The sequence below is a fragment of the Chlorogloea sp. CCALA 695 genome, assembly GCF_003003885.1.
In the GTDB taxonomy this organism is placed as follows: domain Bacteria; phylum Cyanobacteriota; class Cyanobacteriia; order Cyanobacteriales; family Chroococcidiopsidaceae; genus Aliterella.
The window spans coordinates 1-17,415 of sequence record NZ_PVWN01000020.1 but is presented as its reverse complement, the minus strand read 5'-3'; the positions used below and the strand labels follow the sequence as shown (position 1 = coordinate 17,415).

At 43.5% G+C, this 17,415-nt stretch carries 15 protein-coding genes and 3 pseudogenes; 6 read left to right on the top strand and 12 right to left on the bottom strand.

The features are described 5' to 3' along the window. Positions 1 to 158: 158 nt before the first annotated feature. Entirely contained in the window at positions 159 to 1,214 is a 1,056-nt protein-coding gene (locus C7B70_RS12320) for an iron-containing redox enzyme family protein (protein WP_106369336.1), read from the top strand. A gap of 97 nt (positions 1,215 to 1,311) precedes the next feature. Here C7B70_RS12320 and C7B70_RS12315 read toward each other — a convergent pair whose 3' ends face one another. Next, a complete protein-coding gene (locus C7B70_RS12315) occupies positions 1,312 to 2,379 on the bottom strand; it encodes a GTP-binding protein (protein WP_106369335.1) in 1,068 nt (355 codons plus the stop codon). Positions 2,380 to 2,503: 124 nt separating this feature from the next. Here C7B70_RS12315 and cysS point away from each other — a divergent pair, with 124 nt between their 5' ends. Continuing rightward, positions 2,504 to 3,934: a cysteine--tRNA ligase gene (cysS, locus tag C7B70_RS12310; protein WP_106369334.1), complete on the top strand. Its 1,431-nt coding sequence runs from the start codon at positions 2,504 to 2,506 to the stop codon at positions 3,932 to 3,934. Between the two features lie 26 nt (positions 3,935 to 3,960). Here cysS and C7B70_RS12305 read toward each other — a convergent pair whose 3' ends face one another. Continuing rightward, entirely contained in the window at positions 3,961 to 4,638 is a 678-nt protein-coding gene (locus tag C7B70_RS12305) for a hypothetical protein (RefSeq protein WP_106369333.1), read from the bottom strand. Next, complete coding sequence (gene coaD / locus C7B70_RS12300) at positions 4,611 to 5,099, bottom strand: pantetheine-phosphate adenylyltransferase (RefSeq protein WP_106369332.1); 489 nt, start codon at positions 5,097 to 5,099, stop codon at positions 4,611 to 4,613. The genes C7B70_RS12305 and coaD overlap by 28 nt, the downstream gene beginning before the upstream one ends. A gap of 351 nt (positions 5,100 to 5,450) precedes the next feature. Between coaD and C7B70_RS12295 the strand changes: the two genes are divergently transcribed. The 4 genes from C7B70_RS12295 to C7B70_RS12280 all read left to right on the top strand — a co-directional run bounded on the left by C7B70_RS12295 (position 5,451) and on the right by C7B70_RS12280 (position 10,549). Then, positions 5,451 to 5,813 carry a CHAT domain-containing protein gene (locus tag C7B70_RS12295; protein WP_106369331.1) on the top strand — a complete coding sequence of 121 codons (363 nt, stop codon included), beginning with the start codon at positions 5,451 to 5,453 and terminating at the stop codon, positions 5,811 to 5,813. A gap of 87 nt (positions 5,814 to 5,900) precedes the next feature. Further along, positions 5,901 to 7,325 carry a GAF domain-containing protein gene (locus tag C7B70_RS12290; protein ID WP_106369330.1) on the top strand — a complete coding sequence of 475 codons (1,425 nt, stop codon included), beginning with the start codon at positions 5,901 to 5,903 and terminating at the stop codon, positions 7,323 to 7,325. Then, the gene (locus C7B70_RS12285) at positions 7,322 to 7,771 is read left to right on the top strand and encodes a response regulator (RefSeq protein WP_106369329.1); all 450 of its coding nucleotides are present in this window, start codon (positions 7,322 to 7,324) and stop codon (positions 7,769 to 7,771) included. Before C7B70_RS12290 ends, C7B70_RS12285 begins: the two co-directional genes overlap by 4 nt. Before the next feature lie 27 nt (positions 7,772 to 7,798). Then, positions 7,799 to 10,549 (top strand): PAS domain S-box protein, encoded by a 2,751-nt coding sequence (locus C7B70_RS12280; protein WP_106369328.1) that lies wholly within the window; start codon positions 7,799 to 7,801, stop codon positions 10,547 to 10,549. A gap of 72 nt (positions 10,550 to 10,621) precedes the next feature. Here the strand turns inward: C7B70_RS12280 and C7B70_RS12275 are convergent, their stop codons facing one another. From C7B70_RS12275 to C7B70_RS12240, 9 genes and pseudogenes are all read right to left on the bottom strand, one after another. After that, positions 10,622 to 11,101 carry a flavin reductase family protein gene (locus C7B70_RS12275; RefSeq protein WP_106369390.1) on the bottom strand — a complete coding sequence of 160 codons (480 nt, stop codon included), beginning with the start codon at positions 11,099 to 11,101 and terminating at the stop codon, positions 10,622 to 10,624. A gap of 44 nt (positions 11,102 to 11,145) precedes the next feature. Then, complete coding sequence (locus C7B70_RS12270; protein ID WP_106369327.1) at positions 11,146 to 11,370, bottom strand: hypothetical protein; 225 nt, start codon at positions 11,368 to 11,370, stop codon at positions 11,146 to 11,148. A 20-nt stretch (positions 11,371 to 11,390) separates the two neighbouring features. After that, positions 11,391 to 11,798, bottom strand: a complete 408-nt coding sequence (msrB, locus tag C7B70_RS12265; RefSeq protein WP_106369326.1) for a peptide-methionine (R)-S-oxide reductase MsrB — start codon at positions 11,796 to 11,798, stop codon at positions 11,391 to 11,393. Positions 11,799 to 11,833: 35 nt separating this feature from the next. Next, the gene (locus C7B70_RS12260) at positions 11,834 to 12,685 is read right to left on the bottom strand and encodes a lysophospholipid acyltransferase family protein (protein WP_369831861.1); all 852 of its coding nucleotides are present in this window, start codon (positions 12,683 to 12,685) and stop codon (positions 11,834 to 11,836) included. Positions 12,686 to 12,878: 193 nt separating this feature from the next. Next, a pseudogene (locus C7B70_RS12255) lies at positions 12,879 to 13,898 on the bottom strand (group II intron reverse transcriptase); the annotation flags it as partial. 85 nt (positions 13,899 to 13,983) lie between these two features. Continuing rightward, a complete protein-coding gene (locus tag C7B70_RS12250) occupies positions 13,984 to 14,388 on the bottom strand; it encodes an HNH endonuclease (RefSeq protein WP_106369323.1) in 405 nt (134 codons plus the stop codon). Beyond that, positions 14,369 to 15,250 carry a group II intron maturase-specific domain-containing protein gene (locus C7B70_RS28330; protein ID WP_339376711.1) on the bottom strand — a complete coding sequence of 294 codons (882 nt, stop codon included), beginning with the start codon at positions 15,248 to 15,250 and terminating at the stop codon, positions 14,369 to 14,371. The genes C7B70_RS12250 and C7B70_RS28330 overlap by 20 nt, the downstream gene beginning before the upstream one ends. 4 nt (positions 15,251 to 15,254) lie before the next feature. Next, positions 15,255 to 15,641 (bottom strand): annotated as a pseudogene (locus C7B70_RS28325) (reverse transcriptase N-terminal domain-containing protein); the annotation flags it as partial. Between the two features lie 769 nt (positions 15,642 to 16,410). Then, positions 16,411 to 16,974, bottom strand: a pseudogene (locus C7B70_RS12240) (reverse transcriptase N-terminal domain-containing protein); the annotation flags it as partial. Positions 16,975 to 17,415 lie beyond the last annotated feature (441 nt).

The following is a 17,415-nucleotide window of genomic DNA, read 5'->3' as shown; positions in this document are numbered from 1 at the left end:
AAGAGAAAATTTACTGAACTATATGTAAAGATTCAGTTGTCAATGCTGTTTCTACGGAAAAATGTGTACGGAGTTTCCTGCATCTACCTCCAAAGTGGATGTAACTAGCCGCGAAAATGTCTCAAAATTGTAGTTAGTAGTACAACCAACTTTTTTAAATGCAGAGCAACATCGTTACTCCCATTGCTGACACCATCAATTACGATGAAGCCGAGCAGCAATTTATCAACCTGCTTGACTTAGAAAACTTAGATAGCAAGCTAGAATCGCAGCCAGAACTTGCAAGTATTGTCGATAATGCGATCGCCCAAGCTATTGAAAATGCCTTTAGCGGCGCTGCTAGTGACGACGGGGCGCACCTATTTCTTCAACGTATCCTCTACCGTATTAATCGCTTACAACTGTTTTGGTACGACGATTTGCGTCACTATACCAACGAGCGATCGCCCTACCTAAATAAAGTCCGCGACACCATAGAAACACCTTGGCAAGAATGGGAACTATCTCACCTAGATGTAGAAGCTATAAAGCAACTAGATGTCAAGCAAGCCTTAACTGAAAGGAGCGCCTGCGATCTTAATCCGCCACTGTCAGAAGATAGCCGTTATTTACGCGAAGAAATGTCTGAAGCTGGCTATCGTCATGTACTAGCCATTGGCTCTTTTGATGGCTTAGTAGAAGGAAGCCGCCTTTCTCGCATTATGGGCGGCGCTGCAAATGAAGTTCACGCTACTTTAATGCGGGTATTAATCGAAGAATATGGCAATGGTCGTTTGTCACGCAAGCATTCAACCTATTTTGCTCAGATGCTAGAAGAATTTGGCATGAATACCCAGCCAGAATCTTACTTTGAGCTAGTACCTTGGGAAGTCTTAGCCTGCGCTAATCATAACTTTTTGATGACAGAGCGCAAAATATACTTCCTCCGTTACAACGGTGGTTTGACTTACTTTGAAGTCGCAGGGCCCGCTACTTATCGCAACTATTTAGCCGCCGCCCAACGTTTAGAATTATCACAGGCGGCGATGGGTTATTGGGAACTGCATATTAGAGAAGATGAGCGTCATGGACAATGGATGCTTACTGATGTATCTTTACCCTTAGCCCAGCGTTACCCAGACAGAGCTTGGGAATTAGTATTAGGTTACGACCAAGAAAAATTAATGGGCGATCGCGCTGGCGTTGCGATCGTGCGTCTTGCTAAACAAGCATAAATTTCGCAACGAGACGTTGCATCGCAACGTCTTTCTAATAAATAAAGACGTTGCATCGCAACGTCTCTACAAATAAACGTTAAGGTGATTTCTATATCTACTTGCCGAAACCTTTACCGCGACTTGGAGAAGGTTCGGAGATACAATTTTGCAACTGCGCTAATAAAGCATCGTGGTCTAGATTTTGCCCAATTAAAACTAACTGATTTTTTAATTCGCCTTTCCATTCCTCGTCATCAATGCTAAACCGCTTACCGCAGAGGTGAAATATATGCCGTTTGGGGCTTTCCTCAAACCACATAATCCCTTTTGCTCTAAAAACATTTTCTGGTAATTGATTGTCGAGAAAATATTGAAACTTGCGAATTGAAAGCGGTTTATCACTTAAGAAAGATACTGAGGTAAAGCCGTCATTTTCTAAGTGATGAGAATGATCGTGGCTGGGATCGTCGCAATTATGATCGTGGTGATGATGATCGTGATGATCGGCTTTGGATTCTTCCTCAAAATACTTGTCCGATTCAAATAAGCCCACGCTTAAAATTAACGGAATTGATACTTGACTGCGTGTAGTGCGAAGAATCCTAGCACCTTGCTTAATGTCCCGAATCTTTACTTCTAATAAATCTAGATCGGCTTCATCTACCAAATCTGTTTTATTGAGCAAAATAATATCGCCGTACTGAATTTGACTTAAAGCCGCCTCAGAATTGAATAAATCTAAACTATAGTTTGCTGCATCTACTACTGTAACGATGGAATCTAAGCGAGTTAAATCACGTAATTCTGTACCTAAAAAAGTCAAAGCTACAGGCAAAGGATCGGCAAGCCCTGTCGTTTCTACTACTAAGTAATCTATTTGTTCTTGGCGCTCTAAAACTTTGTAAACGGCTTCAACTAAATCGTTATTAATGGTACAGCAAATACAACCATTATTTAGCTCTACCATATCCTCGCCTGTGGTGACAATTAGCTCGTTGTCGATGCCAATTTCACCAAATTCATTTACCAAAACTGCGGTTTTTACGCCTTCTTGGTTAGTTAGAATGTGATTGAGCAAAGTTGTTTTGCCACTACCAAGAAAACCAGTAATAATCGTGACTGGCAAACCGCGTTTTTGGATATCCATTACTTGAGATTGGTCGGAACTAACTGCTGATTGCATAGCTGCGTGGCTGTCTAAAGGTCAACAAAATAGGGTGGTGTTTCGAGTAGCATTAAAGATATATTATCTAGCAACCCTCCTCCCCTATTATTAGCTTATCGGCTGATTTCTTTATTGCTCGACCATGACCTTAAAAATATATAACACCCTGACTCGCCGTCAACAAGAATTTAAACCGCTCTCCTCAGACAACTTAGTTAAAATGTACTATTGCGGCGTAACAGTGTACGATTACTGCCATTTAGGTCATGCGCGGGCTTGTATTGTTTGGGATGTAGTGCGCCGTTATCTGCAATTTTTGGGCTATAAAGTGCGGTACGTGCAGAATTTTACCGATATTGATGACAAAATTCTTAACCGCGCAAGAGTAGAAAATTCCTCAATGGAGGAAGTCGCAGAGCGCTATATTAGGGCATATTTTGAAGATATGGCGCGGTTAAATATTAAAGAAGCTGATGAATATCCCCGTGCTACTCACACGATAGATGGCATCAAAAGACTAATTCACGAATTAGAGCAAAAAGATTATGCTTACGCTTCTGGGGGGGATGTTTATTACAAAGTCCGCTCGTTTGCAGAGTACGGGAAGCTGTCGGGGCGGAAGTTAGAAGATTCTCAAGCGGGGGCTAGTGGGATAGAGGACGCAGAAGCCAGCAAAAAACACGATCCCCTTGATTTTGCCCTGTGGAAGGCTGCAAACGCCGGAGAACCGTATTGGAAGTCGCCTTGGGGTGCAGGAAGACCGGGATGGCATATAGAATGTTCGGCAATGGTACGCGATCGCCTAGGTGACACTATAGACATTCATGCTGGGGGCGCAGACTTGATTTTTCCCCACCACGAAAATGAAATTGCTCAATCGGAAGCGGTGACTGGTAAGCCTTTAGCGAATTACTGGCTGCATAACGGCATGGTGACAGTTGATGATGAAAAAATGTCTAAATCTTTGGGCAATTTTATTACTATCCGTGAGTTGCTAGATCGTCCTACAGAGCCGATGGCGGTACGTTTGTTTGTTTTGATGGCACATTACCGCAAACCTATTGATTTTAGCGATCGCGCTCTTGAATCAGCTAACAATGGCTGGGAAACTCTCAAGGAGGGGCTGCTATTTGGCGATCGCTACGGCAAGCAATTAGGTTGGCTTGCCACAGATGGCGAACTAATTTCGGAGGCTGTAGAACGCTTCCAGGCAGCAGTAAATGAAGATTTCAACTTCTCTAGTGGATTATCGGTGCTATTTGAAATTGCCAAAGATTTGCAGAGAGAAGGCAATATTTTAGTCCATCAAGGAAATACCGTTACACCACCAACGCAACTACAAGCAATGTGGCATACCTTAGTTAAATTGGCGGAGGTTTTGGGCTTAGAAGCTCAGGAGGACGCAGAAGCAGTTAAAGGCTTGAGTGATGAGGAGATAGAGCAATTATTAGAACAAAGAGACTTCGCGCGTCAAGCTAAGAATTTTGCCAAGTCTGACCAAATCCGCAACCAATTACTAGAGCAGGGAATTACTGTTATTGATAGCGCTGATGGTTCCAAGTGGCATCGGTAAATAATATCCCCCTAGGAATTCACCCGTCAAAAATTAACATTTTCTTTTCCCATTATTTCCTCTTTATCTATCAACGTTGCTGGTGGTTGCAACTGTTTTCGTCCATTTTGAATCACTCGCAGCATATCGTGTAACTGCTGTTCAATATCTTTGAGGGCATTATCGGCGTAGACATCTGCACCAACCTGGATTTCTTTCGCTTCGGTAATCGCCTGATTACGCATTTGCTCTAATTCTTGCGCCAGTTGCAAACGTGCTTGTTCAATTTCTATTTGACTTTGCTCTAAAGCAAGCTCACACTCCTGCTGTACTTGATTTTGCAGTAATGTCGCCTCTTGGTGAGCTTGGCGCAAAATCTCAGTTTCATTAAGTATCCGTGTAGCTCTAATTTTTGCTGTCTCGACAATTTGCTCGGCTTCTAATTGCGCCTGTAAAATAATTTCTTTTTTCTGCTTAACAATGGCTTTGGCTTCCTCAAAAACCACTGGTAAATTTACTCGCACTACATCTAATTGATCTAGCAAGCGTTCTTCATCTACCAAAGTGCGCCGTGTTAGAGGGATATTTGGACTAGCAAGCACCATTTCCTCAATGCGGTTCAATTCTTGCTGAATATCTACATTGCTACCCGTAGAAGGCGGCTCTACGGGCGGGTTTTGATTATTTTGGTCGGAGTCTATTTTAGATGATTCTTTGCGTGACATCGGTAGAGTTCTATTGCGACGTGCTGAGGGACAAGATGATCGACACAGCCACCAAATCTGGCAATTTCTTTGACTTGACTGCTACTTAAAAAACTATACTCATTGGAAGTTGCCAGAAACACTGTTTCTATTTCCCTCGAAAGGGTGTTGTTAGTGTGAGCCATTTGCAACTCTACTTCAAAGTCAGAAAGCGCCCGTAAACCTCGCAACAAAACTTGTGCTTGTATCATTTGGGCATAGTTTACAGTCAAACCTTCAAAGCTGTCTACTTCTACATTAGGCAAATGTTGGGTAGATTGGCGAATTTGCTCTAGACGTTCTTGGACGCTAAATAAGGGCGTTTTGTGGGGATTTTTGAGTACAGCAACAATTATCTGCTCAAATAATCTACAGCCACGCTCAATAATATCAAGGTGTCCTAGGGTAATAGGGTCAAAGCTTCCAGGATAAATTGCTTTCACAGCTTTAAAAAAAGTGTCGTTTGTCTTTGCAATATATCAGTTATGTAGGTAGCCGTTTGTGCCTATTTTTAAGTAATGACCAAACTAAAAGTTATAACTAGATAATCAAAGCTCTATCTAAAGGCAGAGAAAATTAATATTACGCACATTTATATAAATAAATTTAGCAGATTGATTGTTGTCAGCGTCTTAGTTTTCTCTTCTTCCTTTCTATTAATAAAAAGTAATAACTCTAGCGTCCAAGCTCAGACTAATGTTAATTCTGCTCAGTGGCAACAATTTACTGTCCCAGCAGGCGGATTTTAAGTTTTTTTACCTCGTAAACCTAAAGAAACTATAGAGCCTGTAGGCATGGGAGTGGGTGCGGGTACTTTACATAACTTTTTTGTTGAGTTACAAAATAGCACTTACGGAATTAGTTATGTAGATTTCCCTAATATTTCGGGTGACTTGAATGCCTGTAACACCGGGCGGGGACAAATTACTGGCGATGGAATTATTGGCTTATCCCGTGCTTGGATTAGTACCGGGGTATCGAGTGTAATTGTGTCTTTTTGGCTAGTGCCAGATCAGTCTACATCTACCTTGATGACCAATTTTTATCAAAATAGGCAAAAGAACACTGATAAAGCTCAAGCGTTGCGTCAGGTGATGAAGCAAAACCCTAATCCTAGAGATTGGGCGGCATTTACATTAATTGGGGAAGCTGAGTAAGCCACTTAGACCATTCTCAGCGTTGTATATTGCAGATAGGACTTAAATCAATTCCCTCTTAGCAGTAATGTTCGTGGCTAGCTACTTATGAATCCAGAAACCTTAGCAAAATTACGGAGCTTCTGCATTGATGAGGTAGCGTTTGAACAACTCAAACAGACTCTGCAAGCTGAGATTCAACCCTTAGAGCAAGAAGTTGAACAGGCGCATTTGTTAGTTGATCAGCATAAAGCTTTGTTTCGAGCGATCGCACGTTTGCGAGAACCTTTAGAAGTAGAGCCAATTTTTCGCGCTACAGCTATCGAAGTCCGCCAACTTTTAAAATCAGACCGCGTAGGAATGTTTCGTTTTTACCCCGATTCCGGCTGCAATGATGGCGAGTTTGTCTCTGAAGATGTCGATAGCGCCTTTGCTTCAGCTAAAGCAAAAAAAATTAGCGACTTCTGTTTTGGCGATCAATTTGCCATCCATTATCAAAAAGGTCGGGTGCAGGCTGTAGCTGACATTTACAACGCCGGACTAAGCGATTGCCATATCAAAATTTTGTCCCAATTTCAAGTACGAGCAAATTTAATCGTCCCGTTATTGCAAGGAGAAAAACTCTGGGGACTGCTCTGTATTCATCAATGCAGCGCTCCTCGATCATGGCAGCAAATCGAAATTGAGTTTGTTATCCAAATTGCTAACCACTTGGGGGTAGCGCTCAAACACGCCGAGCTTTTGCGCTCCTTGCGCCTAGAAATCGATGAACGTCAGCAAGCAGAACAGCTATCGCAAACCTTAAATAAAGGATTGCAACAAGCCATTCAAGAACTAAAGGCGGTAAATAAAGAGTTAGAAGCCTTTAGCTACTCCGTCTCTCACGACTTACGCGCCCCTTTACGTAGCATTGACGGCTTCAGTCAGGCTCTATTAGAAGATTGTGCCGAACAACTAGATACCGTAGGGCAAGACTACCTCCGGCGGATTCGTTTAGCTACTCAACGGATGGGACACTTGATCGATGATATGCTCACCCTCTCGCGGGTGACGCGCAGCGATATGCACGTAGAAGCTGTAGACCTCAGCCGCCTAGCGAGAAGCTTCTGTACCGACTTACAGCAAACTGACCCATCAAGACAGGTAGAGTTCGCTATCCAATCAGGATTAGTCGCTCAAGGAGATCCTAACTTGCTGCAAGTAGTGTTAGAAAACTTGCTCAACAACGCCTGGAAGTTTACATCTAAACACCTGCAAGCAAAAATTGAGTTTGGCGCAATAGCTCAAACTAACGGGACTTTAGCTTACTTTGTGCGGGATGATGGCACAGGTTTTGATATGGCTTATGCCGATAAATTATTCGCCCCATTTCAGAGGTTGCACGCCAGCCATGAATTTCCTGGTAATGGGGTTGGACTTGCTACTGTGCAGCGCATTGTGTATCGCAGTGGGGGACGAGTTTGGGCAGAAGGAGCTTTAGAGAAGGGGGCAACATTTTACTTTACATTAGAGGCAGAGGAGGTTGAGGTATGAATGCGATCGCAAATCCCAAAACAATTTTATTAGTAGAAGATAATCCTGATGACGAAGCCTTGGCAATCCGCGCCCTCAAACGCCATCACGTCAGCAATCAAGTAATCGTCGCCCATGATGGAGTTGAAGCTTTAGAATACCTTTTCTGCACAGGTATGTATGCCGAGCGCGATATTAACTTCAAACCTACAGTAGTGTTGCTAGACCTCAAGCTACCCCGCGTTGATGGACTAGAAGTTTTGCGTCGTTTGCGGGAAGATGATCGCACAAAACTATTGCCCATAGTAGTTCTGACTACTTCCAGCGAAGAACAAGATATGCTCAACAGTTATAGCCTTGGTTGCAACAGCTATATCCGTAAACCTGTAGATTTTGTCCAATTTTCAGAAGCAATTCGCCAACTGGGGATGTATTGGCTATTAATGAACGAACCACCGCCTCTTTAGCACCACAAAATTAAGAAAGCAACAACCATGAAACTGCGGGTTTTGATTGTCGAAGATTCCGAAGATGATATGCTCCTAATGCTGCGGGAGCTAAATAGGGGTGGGTATACTCTTGATTACGTGCGAGTTGATACCCCTGTTGCTATGGAGGCGGCTTTAGATCGTCAATCGTGGGATATTGCGATCGCCGATTACACCTTACCAGCCTTTAGCGCTCCCGAAGCCCTTAAATTGCTCCAAAATCGGGGTTTAGATATTCCTTTTATCATTGTTTCTGGCACAATTGGCGAAGAAATTGCCGTTGCTGCCATGAAAGCTGGAGCGCACGATTATATTATTAAAGGCAGTCTAACTCGTTTGCTCCCGGCGGTAGAACGGGAACTAAGAGAAGCAGAGCAAAGGCTACTAAGGCGCAATGCCGAAAAAGCTTTACACGCAAGTGAAGCCCGGATTGGAATCCAAGCAAAAGAGCTTTCAAAAGCAAACAATGCCTTGCGATCATACGCAGATGAACTGGCAGAACTTTACAATCAAGCTCCCTGCGGCTATCACTCTTTAGACAAAAATGGCGTGTTTGTTCGCATCAACGATACTGAACTGAAAATGTTGGGTTACTCCCGCGCTCAAATATTGGGCAAAAAGAGCTTTACCGATCTGCTGAGCGCCGCCAGCTTAAAAACCTTTGTTGAAAATTTCCCGCAGTTGCAACAACGGGGTTGGGTAAGAGATTTGGAGTTGCAAATGCTGCGCTCTGATGGCACGATCTTGCCTGTAAGCTTGAGTGCTACAGCGATCGCCGATGAGGAGGGAAATTACCAAAGAAGCCGCTATGTAGTAATTGATATTAGCGATCGCGCCCTTGCCGAAAATAATTTAAAGCAAAGCGAACACAAATTTCGCGCCATCTTTGATAGTACCTTTCAATTAATGGGACTGCTGACCACCGAAGGGATTATCGTCGAAGCTAATCGCACCGCTTTAGATGCCGTTGGCATTGAGCTAAAAGATGTCATTGGCAAACCCTTTTGGGACACACCGTGGTGGAGCAATTCTCCCCCACAACAGCAGCAAGTAAAAAATGCGGTTTCTCAAGCAGCTAGTGGTCAATTGGTGCGCTTTGAATCTCAACATCTCTTGGCTAATGGAACTTTGGGTTATGTAGACTTTTCCCTCAAGCCTGTATTTGATAGTGAGGGAAAAGTTGTAATGCTGATTCCTGAAGGACGAGACATTAGCTTTCGCCTGCAAGCAGAAGCCAAAATTCGTGAACAAGCAGCCTTGCTCGACATCACCACCGATGCAATTTTTGTTCGGGATTTAGAGCATCGTATCCTCTTTTGGAATAAAGGCGCAGAACGCTTGTATGAATGGCAGAGCGAGGCAGTTTTGGGCAAAAATACTCTAGAGTTATTGTATCGAGCCGGGGACACTTTGCCGCAGTTTGCAGCCATTGAAACTATCCTACTGCAACAAGGGCAGTGGCAAGGAGAGTTGCAACACGTCACGGCTAACGGCAAAACTATTATCGTCGAAAGTCGCTGGACTTTGGTGCGCGATTCGGCAGGCAATCCTACATCTATTTTGACGGTTAGCACCGATATTACCGAGAAAAAGCAATTAGAGGCGCAATTAATGCGCGTCCAACGCCTAGAAAGTATTGGCACTTTAGCAAGCGGCATTGCCCACGACTTCAACAATATTCTTACGCCTATTTTAGCTGCGGTGCAACTGCTGCCAATGAAAATTACTAAGCTTGATGAGCAAACGCGCGGATTACTACAACTAATCGAAGACAGCACCAAACGGGGAGCCGGGTTAGTCAAGCAAATTCTTTCTTTTGCGCGGGGAGCCGAAGGCAAACGAGTACCTCTGCAAGTAGAGCATATAGTAGCAGAAGTAACCCAAGTTGCCCATCAGACCTTTCCCAAAAATATCTCTTTAAACTGTGACCAAGCCTCAGTAAACTTGTGGATGGTTGCCGCCGATGCCAATCAATTGCATCAAGTGTTACTCAATCTCTGCGTCAATGCCCGTGATGCTATGCCCAATGGTGGAACTCTTAGCCTTTGTTTAGAAAATCAAGTTATTGATTCGACTTATGCTCGGATGAATTTGGCAGGTTCTGGCGTTGGTTCTTACGTAATGATTACGGTAGCAGATACGGGAACGGGCATTAAACCGGAATTAATAGAGCGAATTTTCGATCCCTTTTTTACTACCAAAGAGCCAGGAAAAGGCACGGGATTAGGACTATCTACAGTGCTGGGTATTGTCAAAAACCACAATGGTTTTATTAAAGTTTATAGTGAGGTAGGAAAGGGAACCCAATTTAGGGTTTATTTGCCAGCAACTTTCGAGCCTGTAAATCCGCAAGTTACCGAGTTGGAGCTTTTGAGCGGACAGCAAGAGTTGATTTTAATTGTGGATGACGAGCCATTAATTCAACAGGTAATTCAAACTACCTTAGAAGCTTACAATTACCGTACTCTTTTAGCTAGTGATGGGTTTGAAGCGGTTTCTATTTACGTTGAATATAGCGATCGCATTTGTGCGGTGCTGATGGATATTATGATGCCGTCAATGGATGGTTTAACTGCGATTCGGACTTTGCAAGAACTAAATCCTCAAGTTAGAATAATTGCCACTAGCGGTCTTGCTACCAATAGTCACCAAGCGGAGGAAGTTGGCGCTAGTGTTAAAGCCTTTTTACCCAAGCCCTACACGGCGAAAGAATTGTTAGATAGTCTCCAAAAAGTTTTAAGCAACACGGTTTCTTAGGCACTACCTATTATTTTAAGTTTGAGGCTGACGGGAATATTGCGATTGCCCGCCACCTCTAAAGCAATATTATTAACCGCCGTACTGCCAGCCAGTAGTTTCTAGCCTTAATGATTCTCCTTCACGATGAACGCCTGCTGCAATAACTTCACCAACATAAACGGTATGATCGCCTCTTTCTACAGCACCCACAACTTTACACTCAACGTAACCTAAAGAGTCGGAAATAATTGGGCAGCCAGTTTCACCTATATAAAACTCTACATCATCAAATTTATTTTCAACTCGGCGCTGGGGCTGAAAGAATTTTTGGGCTATATCCTTTTGTTCTGAATCTAGGAAGCTAATCGCAAATACGCCACTATTTTTAATCATTAAGTGAGACTTAGAATCTTGTTTTACGCAATTGACTATTAATGGCGGCTTAAAAGAAGCTTGCATTAACCAACTACTCGTAAATCCGTTAACTTCTTCCCCATCTTTGACACCACAAATATAGAGTCCGTGAGGAATCTTCCGCAGCATGGTTTTTTTAGCTTGTTCGTCTAGCAAAGGTCTTTCTCCTGATTGATTCTTAATCTTGTAAAGTAATTCCACTATAGCGATGCCATTTCTGCTGTAAAGCCTGCCAAATTTTGACACTCCTCAGTAAAAGCCTCAGCATCGCTAACATCATCAATTTTGTATGCCATCAAACGCTGGTCATCGGCGGTTTTTTGGGAAGATTCGCAAGTGCCTTCATACTTATCTACCAGCGCTAGAAAGGCTGCACTACATTGTTTCCAGGCATCCGTTGAACAGTTAATTGTTACAAGCCACATAATTTCAGCAAAGAGATAACTTAGTCAGCAATAAATTTAAGTGAAACACCATTCATACAGTAGCGATCGCCTGTAGGTTTTGGTCCATCATTAAATACATGACCCAAATGCCCGCCACAACGAGCGCAATGTACTTCTGTCCTGGTCATAAATAAGGCTTTGTCTACCGTTGTACCAACTGCTCCCTCCAGGGGCGCAAAGAAGCTTGGCCAGCCCGTACCGCTATTAAACTTAGTTTCCGAGGTAAAAAGGGGCAAGCCACAGCCAGCACAAGCATAGGTTCCCTTACTATATTGCTTGTCGAGTTCGCTTGTATGAGCGCGTTCTGTACCATGCTTACGCAACACTTTAAATTGTTCAGGGGTTAAAGTTTCTTGCCATTCGGTTTCTTTTTTTGCAATTTCAAAATCTTTATTTTCAACGCTCATAGGGTTTAGTTGCTAATGATTACTATTTCCTTATTTTATCGTTTATGCTCTGCAACTAAAGTATCTAACTCTCCTTGCATCTGGGTACAAACTTTTTCATAGCAAGCATCGACATAATCGCGGTCAAGGGCTGCCGCCCGTCCGTAGCGCTCAAACTCAATGGGCGCACATATTCGAGTATGAATTGGAACTGGGAGGGGAATATTAGGCAATGGGCCGATTGCTAACCCCCAAGGTAGCCCTAAATAAACCGGAAATACCATCGGGTCGAAACCAAAGGGCCAAGGCATACCCCAATCGTGGAGTTGTTTGAGTTCTTTGTAGTAGTCGGCTAAAACAATTAACGTATCGTGAGCGCCCTTAGAAATTGCTGGGATAATAGGTACTTTCTCTCGCAGCGCTAACTTGATAAATCCTTTACGTCCAGCAAAATGTATAGAATGCCGCTCTTTATGCAATCTCCATAAATCCTGCGCTCCCCCAGGATAAACCAAAACCGCCGCCCCTTGCCTTAGAGCCGCGCGAGCCATTTTTGGATGCGCCATCACTGCCCCAAACTTTACAGTTAGCTGCGAATATATTGGTAACATCCAGACATTAGGGTGCATTAGTCCGTAAACGGGGCGCTCAGTGCCAAAGTTGCGAAACCAGTCCACCATAAACATCAGTGTATCTGGAACGAGTAAACCGCCGTTGTGAGAACCAACAATTAGCATACTTCCGTCAGTGGGTAGGTGATGCCAGCCATCGGTTGTTACTGTAAAATAATGACGATACAGCCATTCGCCCAAGGGTAGCAGCGCTGCAATTACCGCCGGATCTCGCCCCTCTAAAGACCAACCATCGAAAATATTAGCTTGATTGGGATTAGAGCTTTTAACAGAAATCGCATCCAAATAAGTAAACAATTAGTCTAAACTCCTCGAAAATTTTGTCTGACGATAAAAATACTTATATTTAAGTTTCCATCATGCAATAAAAATTGGGCGATCGTTAGAGTCGATGGGGGTTATTACAGCCCCGCACCTCTCCTACAGATCCGGGCATGAAACTTTCGCCTCACCCGGCTCCCAGATATCCTTAAGGTTGATGTTCCTTTTTGCCCATGTGGATATAATCGTGACAGGATTCATGTAAAGCCACTAGATTTTCTTTTTTCCAGTTTTTATGATTCCCGTCCAGGTGGTGTAAGTGTACCCGCTCGTCGCTGATACACTTCATGCCACATCGTCCACACGTATGGTTTTGTCGTTTTAAGGCTGTAGAGGTATGTCCGTCATATAATTTACTGTTGCGTTCGCTCCAGTAGACTATATCTCCGTCGTAGGGTGATTTCTCTCCTGCGACTTTGATGAATTTACCTTCGGAGTAAGGAATGCTTGGAAATGCCTTTTTAATCAGTTTCCCTTTAGTTTGGCGGTCAAGCTTAGGTTCCTTGTTAAATACCGTAAGTGTTCTGCATTGGGTTTGCCAAAGAGTAAACCTTGAACCATCCATCTTGCAGAACTTATGGTAGTTTCTCCAACCTCTTACAATAGGTGATAGCTTTGTGGCTTTCATCTTTGCACCATAATTCGAGCAATTAACGATTGCTTTTACTTTCTGACGGAATTTCTTGAAATTCTCCACTGAGGGAGTACATCTAAATTTTCCGTTGCTTTGCACTTTAAAGTGCCAGCCAAGGAAGTCAAAACCCTCTGTCGTAGCGGTTATCTTTGTCTTCTTCTCGCTTACCTTCATTCCTCTATCGGCTAAAAACTGACTAATCCTTTCAAGTATTTCAATAGCATCGTCTTGAGGTCTGAGGATTATGACCATATCGTCGGCGTACCGAACTGATGGTTCAATAATGTACCTCTGTGGGGTTTTGTTGGTTATTCGTTTGCCAGATTGTACATGATATCTGGCTAAACCTTCAATTCCGTTAAGGGCGATGTTTGCTAGTAATGGACTTACCACACCTCCTTGTGGTGTACCTTGTTCTGGAAATTCAGGGTTTATTCCGGCTTTTAGGCAACGGAATATTCCTGATTTGATGCCTTTGGGGGCAATAAGGTTATCCATTATGGTTGTGTGGTTTATCCTGTCGAAGCACTTGTCGGGTAGGAAGGAGGTGTCACCACCTCCGAAACCCCCCTAAGAACGTAGCGTGACAGTTTCCCATCACTACGCTCAAGCCCTACTTCTAGTTCGATTCTTGGATGCGCGAATGTTCCAGCTTGTGGCATGGTTTGTGCAAGTGGATGAGGTTCCAGGTGTCATCTGTTCCCTCCTCCTCCACCGGAACTATGTGATGGATTTCCAGTTCCTCACCGTTGAGTAAGGTTTCACCGCAGATTGGACATTTCCATTCCTGGTTTTCGGCAACTATGAAATATTTACTTCCTTTTGCCCATTTGATTTTGCCCATCTTTTTGTTGCGGTTTTCCCAATATTCTCGGAGTTCAGGATTATCTGGAGAGGCGCTTCCTTTCACCTTTATGTGACGTACAATCTTGGTCGAGGCAACGCTAAATAGTTGCAGCAGTTTAGGATTGTTAAGGGCGGTCTTTGCTGTTAACAGCAAAGACCTAACTTCGTGTCCTGACATGGTGAAAGTGCTTAGCTTTAATCCAGTTTTTTGATTTGTATGGGTGTCGTCGTTTAGCCCAACGCCAGAGGTATTGCCACACGCGATAATCGATGTAGCTAAAGGTTTCTTTACTGACTCCACCTCTGTAGTAGTTAGCAAAACCTCGGAGAATAGGATTGAGTGTGGATATGACTGCCTCCTGTTTTGCGCCGTTTAGGGATTTGACTATTTCGCCGATTTTCTGGCAAAAATTCAGAACTTTTGATTTAGAAGGCATAAATAATGCCTTACCCTTGAACGTGCGTAGCTTGAAGTTGAGGAAGTCAAATCCATCCTCTGTGTGAACTATACGTGTCTTCTCCTCGCTTAATTCCAGGTTGCGGTCTAACAACCATTTCTCGATTACCTTTTTCGCTTCTAGGATGTATTCCTTAGAATGTGCCGTAACGATAAAGTCGTCGGCGTAGCGAATTATTCCCATTCCATATTTGGATTTTTGTCCTAATGGATGATTTTTGGTAGGTGGGTGCCGATATGGTATTGCCTTAACTACTGTTTCCAAACCGTGGAGTCCGATATTGGCAAGTAGAGGGCTGATTGCGCCACCTTGGGGAGTTCCTTGAATGGTTTCGTTAAACGTTCCTTTATCCATGAAACCGGATTTAAGCCACATTTTAATGAGTTCTCGTCCTGGTACCTTACCTATAGAGTTCTCAATGTTGCTGTGAGAAATGTTGTCAAAAAATCCTGAAATGTCTGCGCCCTTGAACCCATGAGTCTCCCTTTTCGCTTTTGCCTGTTGCTGCAATTCTAGTGAATGCTTGTTCGATGGCATCGGCGCAACTCCTTCCGGGTCGGAAACCGTAGGAATTTTCTTCAAATACTGCCTCCCATTCTGGTTCTAGTAAATTTTTGACTACTATTTGCATGACTCTATCTCTCACGGTGGGGATTCCGAGAGGACGTTTCTTTCCGTTTGATTTGGGTATGTAGATTCGCTTGGTTGGTTTGACCTTGTGAGTCCCATTTGCCATTTCTAGGAAGAGTTTTACACGCTGCTGGGGAGTGTTTATTACCTCCTTATCTATTCCAGCCGTTCGCTTTCCGGTGTTAACCTGCGTAATTTGTCTAATGCTAAGTAGTAGGTTCGACTGACTTCATAGCATTAACTTTTGAAGGCTGCGAAGCTTCCGAAAGTTACCAAGATTTCGAGCGCGAAAGATTCTGTAACGCAAATTCTTCACAACTTTGATTGCTTTACGCCAATTCATCTGGCTCCAGTTTTCTAGCCGCTTGCTATCTCCATTTATTAGGCGTTGTCGCATAATATCTAACTTGTAATAACAATTAGGTTTCTGTTGTTAAGTATCTCTTTCGCATAAGACCAAGAGTACGTCTGCTATTGCTTTCGCTCAGGGCAAAATTTTTTAACCCCTATCCTCACTATTACAGTTAGGCATTCGCTTCTTACTCCTTCCTACTCCCTCCAGAGGTTTGACCATCCCTCCCTTTGCTACCCCTTTCGGGACATTGGTTGTTCTGGCTACTTAAGATATCGACATTCTCAAGACTCTGTAGGGGTTATCCTGTTGTATCGGTTGGTTATAACGCACTCTTTAGGTGGTGATTATTCTGCGACGGGTAATGAATTCACACGAATATACGAATCGAAACCGTATAAACTTTCCCGTTACACCCTGTCAGCCTTTAGGGTGGTCACTCGATAACGCAGTTTAGACATCACTTCAATTTACTTCACCATAGAGAACATCCCTCTAGCTCCCTAACCGCTTTAGGCTAGTAGTTAGGGCTACATTCGTCGTCTGCATATTCCAGTTGGATTTCTCCTTCTTTCTGACGGGACTGTTTTCAGTCTTTTACGTGAGGGTAGGCAGTGTGAATCGCCTAGAGATTCGGAAATCGCATATATCGGCGATTCTTCCCCAGGGAAGACCTCAGACCAAGGTAGAGTTGGTATTCGGCTTCTCAGCCTTTCCTAGCAAGGGCTAGGCTCTACTAACCGACCAGTTCAGGTCGCACTTCAATATCAAGTTCGATGACTCGCTTATTGATTCCGTTCACATTGGAGTTTAGATTGTCGAACAGGGTTTTTTGGGCATCATGTGCCGAACGGCCTGGTCTAAATCCGTAACTACGGGAGTGGAAAGTTGCTTCGTGTGCTGGTTCTAAGGCGTATTTTGCGAGGCATTGCCAAGCTCTATCCGCCATAGTTGGAATTTTAAGCATTCTGGTACTGCCATCCTTTTTAGGGATGGGAATACTACGCAATTTCTGGTGTTTCCAGTCATTACTTGATGCCTTCAGCGATTTCTCTAGCTCAAAGCGTTCCTCAGAAATGAGGGACTTTTTACCATCGATACCTGCTGTTTTCTTTCCAGCATTTAGCTGAGTTACTTGGCGAATTGCCAAAAATCTAGCCGCAAGGGACTTCAGAATAAGTTTTTGAAGGGACATTGCTTTTCGCTTGTCGCCTGCTTGAACTGCTTTAAACACTCGCTTTTGTAGGCGGAATAAGTTACGCCGGAATTGCTTCCAGGGTAATGTTTTCCAAGATTCACTAGCGTTTTCGCTGTGCCTAATCATGCTCATACTCCGTAAAGTGTTTTCTGAATATCTTGCGGCAATTACGCCGCATCCTACCCGAATCAAAGGGATTCCGTATCTCGTCTTACCTACTTGGGACTCGACCGTCCCTAAGACCTTTGATTCGTTTTTATTCGTTCCCTCAGATGATTGTTTGTTCTTTTAGGTGTAGCCAGTTTAACTATCAGAAACCCTAGATTCAAACTGCTATCCACGTCATAACGCAGTGGGTTTTAACTCTGACCGAATAGGGGGTAATCAAGGTTGATTATGTTATGCCCCATTCCTTAGATAAGTTACTTTTCTAGGCTCTGTTTCACCATGAGAACTCCCCATTAGCGCCAGTGTCAACCCATAACAGTTGTATTAGAGTCGATACCCATGTTGCCACGGGATACCTCTCCTTCAGAACGTAGCGTGAAAGTTTCCCCTCACTACGCT